Annotated in this window: 6 protein-coding genes; 3 read left to right on the top strand and 3 right to left on the bottom strand. The window is 33.4% G+C overall.

Features of this window, described 5'->3' with window-relative positions; translation table 11 throughout:
* Positions 1-2496: choice-of-anchor L domain-containing protein (locus tag H8K90_RS07165; protein ID WP_246457549.1), on the bottom strand; the 2496-nt coding region annotated here is incomplete at its 3' end.
* A gap of 178 nt (positions 2497-2674) precedes the next feature.
* Between H8K90_RS07165 and H8K90_RS07160 the strand changes: the two genes are divergently transcribed.
* The 3 genes from H8K90_RS07160 to H8K90_RS07150 all read left to right on the top strand — a co-directional run bounded on the left by H8K90_RS07160 (position 2675) and on the right by H8K90_RS07150 (position 4722).
* Positions 2675-3577: a NifU family protein gene (locus H8K90_RS07160; protein ID WP_186845227.1), complete on the top strand. Its 903-nt coding sequence runs from the start codon at positions 2675-2677 to the stop codon at positions 3575-3577.
* 73 nt (positions 3578-3650) lie between these two features.
* Positions 3651-3851, top strand: coding sequence for a dodecin family protein (locus H8K90_RS07155; protein ID WP_186845226.1), 201 nt, complete (start codon positions 3651-3653; stop codon positions 3849-3851).
* 58 nt (positions 3852-3909) lie between these two features.
* Positions 3910-4722 carry a mechanosensitive ion channel family protein gene (locus H8K90_RS07150; protein ID WP_186845225.1) on the top strand — a complete coding sequence of 271 codons (813 nt, stop codon included), beginning with the start codon at positions 3910-3912 and terminating at the stop codon, positions 4720-4722.
* On the opposite strand, the gene tsaB is transcribed toward H8K90_RS07150, so the two are convergent.
* Together tsaB and H8K90_RS07140 are read right to left on the bottom strand one after the other, a co-directional pair.
* Entirely contained in the window at positions 4719-5390 is a 672-nt protein-coding gene (gene tsaB / locus H8K90_RS07145; protein WP_186845224.1) for a tRNA (adenosine(37)-N6)-threonylcarbamoyltransferase complex dimerization subunit type 1 TsaB, read from the bottom strand. The genes H8K90_RS07150 and tsaB overlap by 4 nt on opposite strands.
* 18 nt (positions 5391-5408) lie before the next feature.
* Positions 5409-6707: an efflux RND transporter periplasmic adaptor subunit gene (locus H8K90_RS07140; protein WP_186845223.1), complete on the bottom strand. Its 1299-nt coding sequence runs from the start codon at positions 6705-6707 to the stop codon at positions 5409-5411.

Below are 6707 nucleotides of genomic sequence, written 5' to 3'. Positions count from 1 at the left end.
GATTGTTGGTAATTTATTTGAGTCAGCATCAGCATCAGCTTGGCTGTTATGGAAAGTTACCAAAAATACAGTTGGGTTCTGACCACCTAAAATAGTTGCCTCTTGGCTGCCTAAATTAAATGTGGCTATGCCATCATTACTAACATCATCACAAACCACCATATCTTCAACCGTATTGGCTATAGCTTTTGTGGTTACCACTAAATTAAATACTGGTAAGGCTGAAGCATTATAACAATTACTATCACCTGTACTCTCTACTCTGACATAGATAGGCTCTGGATTAATTAAATTAGTATATAAGTCGGGTAAGACTCCTGTACCTGAATCGGCCTCAGCAAAACTTAAATGGTAAGTCACATTAAAATCTGTTGCAGACTGACTACCTAATATTACTAAATCCTGAACACTCAAATCAAACGCTTCGACACCATCATTACTCTCATCATCACATAACTCTAGGTCTATAGCTGGGTTAATGGTCGGTTGACCAACAGCTGAAATAGAAAAAGATGTCGTATCAAAACATTCTTGACTATTGTCTGCTACACGTGCCCAAATTTCCTGTGGGTTACTAATATTAGTATAAGTTAAAGGTAAGGCACCAACATTATCAATTGCATCTTGCTCTGTAAGATGATAGCTAATAATAAAATCACTTGCATCTTGAGCCCCAAGAATTTCAATATTATTTTGAGACAAATCAAAATCTGCTATACCTGCATCATTACAAATAAATAAATCATTTGCTGGATTAGCTATTGGACTAGGTATAAATTCAACTAAAATAGAATCTGAAGATTGACAAATACCTGTAAACACAACATCTACAGAATATATACCTGGATCTGAAACAGTAAGTATAGAACTTGTTTCACCTACAATTTCTACTCTATCATCTGGCATTGTTGGATCAGCAGCATAATACCAAGTATGGTCAGCTAAAGGTACCGCAGTATCTAATGTAATCGTTGTACCACCACACTCTGCTGTACCTTCGGCAATTGTAATATCATCACCTAAATCACCTCCTAAATCAAAACTACCTGCTTTAAGAAATACTCCAGAATCATAATTATTATCTCTATCATCAGCGATAACTAATTTTATAGTATAGTTTTCACCAGGAGTAACAGCAGATTGTGCTGTAAACACTGTTGTTCTTCCATCAAATGCTATTGGAGATTGATTATTTGGTGTATAAGCTCCAAAATATTGCTCATTAGCACCACCACAAGCAGCACCATTATCTGGGTGAATATTAGTTACCAAAATTGGTGTTGTTGTTCCAGGAATAACAGCCAAATTAGTTACATTACCCAATGAGTCTGTCAACAAAAAGGCAAACGCGTCAGAGTAGTTACACTCAAAGCCTCCCATATCATACTCTTCTGATGCCATTAAAAACTCAAAACTAATACTATCTGCAAGTGGAGTAAAATCGAATTGAATAAAAGTAGCATTGTGAGAATCTACCCCTAAATAAGTATCTAAATCTAGATCTCCTGGCCACGTATTTGATCCATCACCTAATATACCATTATTGTTTGGTCCTCTGGCCTCACTAGCATCACCAGTGGTTAATAGTAATCCGTCTTCAAAAGGAAAACTTTGTCCATTACTAGAAAAATAGCCAATTCCATTAGGTTCAGAAGCACTAAAATTTGTTCCTGTTGAGGCTATAATATTAGATACTGAAGCACATGGACTATTAACCAATACATCTTCAATTAGTTGTTCTGGTGTAAATGTACCTTGATCTATAACGACATCATCACCTAAAACAAAAACTGTAATTGTAGTTGAACCTGAACAGCCTTGAGGATTATCATCAGTAACTGTTAAGGTTACTGTATAAGTACCACTGTTAGCAAAGGTATTAGAGACGTTAGTGCCTGTAGCTGTATTTCCGTCACCAAAATCCCAATTATAAGTTGCATTTGATCCGTCAACAGTAAAGGTTGCAGTACCTGTGAAATCAACAGTTTCTCCTGGTAATATTGATACAACACCAGCACTATTTGTTGCAGGTATTGTGCTATCTACAAAGGGAAATATTAGTTGACAAGCCGTAGCACATAAAATATCAGCCTCCCAACCATTAAGGTTACCACTATCGCTAGAAATAAACTCTACAGTTAAACAACCTGAAGTATTTCCATTTGAAGCCGAAATCGTTCCAGGACTATTTGTGCCAGAAAATGTACCTAATAAAGTTGCTGAAGTATCGTCACCATCGTATATATTCATTACATCGGGTTGCAATCCCAATTGTGTTGTAAAAAGTGTGAAGTCTAAAATGATGAACTCATCTACATTTTGAGGACAGATCGTTGTCACATAATTTTCATCATTACTATAATTAGCAAATTCACCACCAGAATCATAAAACTTATCTGGTGCGCAACGTGTAAATGTACCGTTTTGCATTAAGATGTCTTGCGAGAAACATATTGTAGTCATTAAGAATGCTACAAAACATAATATTTTTTTCATGTTTGGTTCTTTCAAAATAACCCAAATAAATACTAGCAAGAATATATTTATTTGAAGCAGTTTTTGGTTGAGGACGGAATTTAAACAAATATTGCGAACTGGCTCAAAAATTCAGTTAATAAACAATTATTACAGATGAACGTTTCCGGTAGATATTTCATATTTTTGCAAAAAAAAGATGTCAAAGACAAAAATCTCTATAGTACCTACGTCAAACGAAACTATTTTAAAGTTTGAAGCAGACCGTTTTTTAACCAATCATAATAGTTTTGAGTTTAATAATATTGATGATGCTAAACACTCTCCTTTGGCTCAACAATTGTTTTATCTTCCCTTTGTAAAGAAAGTATATATTGCTTCTAACTTTGTGGCTATTGAACGTTACAATATTGTTGAATGGACAGATGTACAAGAAGAAGTTGCCACTCAGATTGAGAATTATTTATCTAATGACGGTATAGTTATTACCGAAGATGCAATTAAGCCTAAAGCAGCAGTTACAGTGTATGCCGAAAGCACACCAAACCCAAGTGTTTTAAAGTTTGTTTGCAATAAAGTATTAGTGCCAAGTCTATTTGAATTTACTTCTATTGAGGATGCCAAACCTTCTCCTTTAGCTACTGCATTATTTCAGTTTCCTTTTGTAAAGAATATCTTTATGGAAAAGAATTTTATTTCCATTACAAAGTTTGACATTATTGAATGGGAAGAAATTACACTTCAACTAAGAGAATTTATAAAAAATTATGTTGAGGATGGTAAAACCATATTAAATGATGATGCACCTCAAAAGCTTAATAAAACTGAAGAAGCTATTGAGCAAAAGTTTGAGGCTCTAGATGACACCTCAAAAAATATAGTAAATATTCTAGAGGAGTACATAAAACCTGCTGTTGAAAGTGATGGTGGCAATATCGAATTTAAGTCTTATGATGCTAATACAAAAAAAGTTGAAGTATTATTACAAGGAGCATGTAGTGGTTGTCCTTCATCAACGTTTACTTTAAAAAATGGAATTGAAAATATGCTAAAAGAAATGCTTAAAGATAATGCCATTACTGTAAATGCCATTAATGGGTAAAATCCTTAATTTTTTAGTGACCTATTCTATTTTTTTGTTTCTTATCTATATAAACCTAAAAATTTAAATTATTATGGCAGTATTAAAAGTTATTGAAGTATTATCTAACTCTAATAAAAGTTGGGAAGACGCAACTAAAAAAGCAGTAAAAGAAGCTTCTAAAACTGTAAAGAACATTCGTTCTGTATATGTACAAGATCAAAGTGCAATAGTTAATGGTGATGATGTAACTGAATTTAGAGTCGCTTTAAAATTAACTTTCGAAGTAAAATAAATACTAAACTCGACTTAAAAAAGTCGAGTTTTTTTATAGAACAAAAAAATAAACCAACATGGACACACAAAAATGGATTGACAAAGGTTATGACTTAATTGTTGACTTTGGACCAAAAATTATTGCAGCTATACTGATATGGATAATTGGTAACTGGATTATTAAAATGGTATTAAAAGGCATTAGAAAAGCAATGACCAAAGCTAATTATGATGAAAGCTTAAAGAAATTTTTACTTAATCTAATTACTTGGGTTTTCAAAATTGTATTAATCCTAGTTGTTTTAGGTACTGTTGGTATTGAGACTACATCTTTCGCTGCTATATTAGCTGCAGCTGGTTTAGCAGTTGGTTTAGCTCTGCAAGGCTCATTAGGAAATTTTGCAGGTGGAGTTTTAATTATGATTTTTAAACCATTTAAAATTGGTGATTTAATTGAAGCTCAAGGTGAAGTTGGAATAGTAAAAGAGATCGAAATCTTTACTACAAAAATTACTGGTCTTTCTAACAGAGAAATTATTATACCAAATGGAGCTTTATCTAATGGCAATATTATAAACTATACAACAGAAGGTACTAGAAGAGTAGATTTAGTGTTTGGTGTTGGCTATGATTCTGACATTAAAAAAACAAAAGAAGTCTTTAGTCAGGTTTTGGCATCTAATCCAAAAGTTTTAAAAGATCCTGCACCTACAATTGCAGTTTCAGAATTAGCGGATAGTTCTATTAACTTTGTAGTTAGGCCTTGGTGTACAGCTGAAGATTACTGGAATGTATATTTTGGAGTAACAGAGGATGTTAAAGAGGCACTCGATGCTGCTGGTATTGAAATACCTTACCCACATGCAGTGGAAATACAAAAAGAAGGTTAATTCTTCTTTTTAAGAGCTACAAAATCCTTTAAATAATAAGGTTCAAAATAAGCGACATCTTCGGTGTCGCTTTTTTTGTATTTCTGCTCTGCTAATAACGCCATTTCGTTTGCAGATGGTAATTTACCTTCAACATAAATTGCATTTGGGTGTTGAATTAAACCTTTAGTTTTCTCAACTCCATTACCTATAAAATATACTTTATTTGTTTTAAGAAGCTCGTTATAGCTTTCTTCAGTTAAAATTTCTGCTTCTATACCTCTAACCAGCTCCAATTTAGAATTGTAAATCGCAGAATAAACTTCCATTCTACGTGCATCTAACATTGGTATTATTAAACCATTATCAATTTGTAATTGATGCGCTAAACTTACTAAAGTTGATATAGCAATTAAGGGTTTATTTAGAGCAAAACACAAACCTTTAGCAGATGACACACCAATACGCAAACCAGTGTAAGATCCTGGCCCTTTGCTTACTGCAATAGCATCAATTTCTGTAGGTTTAATTTCTGAAATTTTAAAAACTTCGTCAATAAAAAGGTGCAAAGTTTCAGCATGTGAATATCCTGAACTATTATCTTCTTTTAAAACTAAAGTCTCTCCATCTTTAGATAGAGAGACTGAACAATTTGTAGTTGCTGTTTCTATATTAAGCACTAATGCCATAAGCAAATATGTATTAGACTATTCTTCTTTTTCTTCTGAAGTTTCAGTCTTTTTGTCTTTATCTTCAATTAAATCTCCTGGCTTAAGTGTTTTTGACACCATGTTATATGGACCTGTTATAATTTTGTCATCCTTAGTTAAACCTTCAATAATCTCAATATTTGTGTCGTCTTGAATTCCGGTTTTTACGACTTTTAATTTCGCCTTACCATTAGCGTTAACAAAAACACATTCAAATTTTTCTTCTTCTTTAGATGAATCGTCTTCATCTATTTGAGAAGATTTACCGTACGGCTTCTTTGTTGAACTTGTGTCTGTTTTGATTACAATAGCACTTATTGGCACGGAAATAGCATTCTCTCTTTTCTTAGTGATTATATCTACAGTAGCGGTCATTCCTGGTCTAAATGGTGAGTAAGATTCTGGTTTACCTTCGGTTAAATCTTTGTACGACTCTTCTAAAATTCTCACTTTCACTTTAAAATTGGTTACTTGATCTGCCGCTAATGTTCCTGCAGCTGAGTTTGCAATTTCAGTAACTATGCCTTTAAATTCTTTCTTTAAATAAGCATCTACCTCCACAATAGTAGAATCTCCAATACTTACTTTTACAATATCATTTTCATTAACATCTACCTCAACTTCCATGTTATTAAGATTGGCAACACGCAAAATTTCAGTTCCTGCCATTTGCTGAGTTCCCACAACACGTTCTCCCAACTCTACATTAAGAAGTGAAATTGTTCCGCTCATTGGCGCATAGATTGTTGTTCTGTTAAGATTATCTTTAGCTTCACTTACAGTTGCCGCAGCACTTTGCACATTGTAATATGCAGAACTTTTACCAGCTTCAGCAGTTTCGTATGCTGCAATTGAGCGATCCCAATCTGCTTTAGAAATAACGCCTTTATCAAAAAGTGTTTTATTTCTATCATAGTCAGCTTTTGCTTGTTTTAAATTAGCCTCAGCCTGTTCTAAACCTGCTCTTACATTCTGATACGTTGCTTGTGAACGACTAACAGCAGACTGAATTAAATCTGGATTTACTCTTACCAATAAATCCCCTTTTTTTACTTCTTGTCCTTCTTTAAAAGGTAACTCCAAAATTTCACCAGACACTTCAGAAGATATTTTCACTTCTACTTCTGGCTGTATTTTTCCTGTGGCAGAAACAGTTTCTACAATATCTCTTAAAGTAACCTCCTTAACCGTGACTTGTTTAAAGTTTCCTTTTTTTCCAAACATTGACTTTCCAACTACTAATGCAATGAGCAGAAGAACGACAATTCCGATAATTATTTTTACTGTTTTACTCAT

It is taken from the genome of Winogradskyella echinorum (assembly GCF_014297365.1).
GTDB classification, from domain to species: domain Bacteria; phylum Bacteroidota; class Bacteroidia; order Flavobacteriales; family Flavobacteriaceae; genus Winogradskyella; species Winogradskyella echinorum.
Note: the sequence above shows the minus strand (reverse complement) of the source record. Positions and strands in the feature narration are given on the sequence as shown.

Excerpts from the sequence above, each read along its gene's own strand:
- H8K90_RS07160 (WP_186845227.1), top strand. The coding sequence starts at position 2,675 with ATGTCAAAGACAAAAATCTCTATAGTACCTACGTCAAACGAAACTATT.
- H8K90_RS07155 (WP_186845226.1), top strand. The coding sequence starts at position 3,651 with ATGGCAGTATTAAAAGTTATTGAAGTATTATCTAACTCTAATAAAAGT.
- H8K90_RS07150 (WP_186845225.1), top strand. The coding sequence starts at position 3,910 with ATGGACACACAAAAATGGATTGACAAAGGTTATGACTTAATTGTTGAC.
- tsaB (WP_186845224.1), bottom strand. The coding sequence starts at position 5,390 with ATGGCATTAGTGCTTAATATAGAAACAGCAACTACAAATTGTTCAGTC.
- H8K90_RS07140 (WP_186845223.1), bottom strand. The coding sequence starts at position 6,707 with ATGAGTAAAACAGTAAAAATAATTATCGGAATTGTCGTTCTTCTGCTC.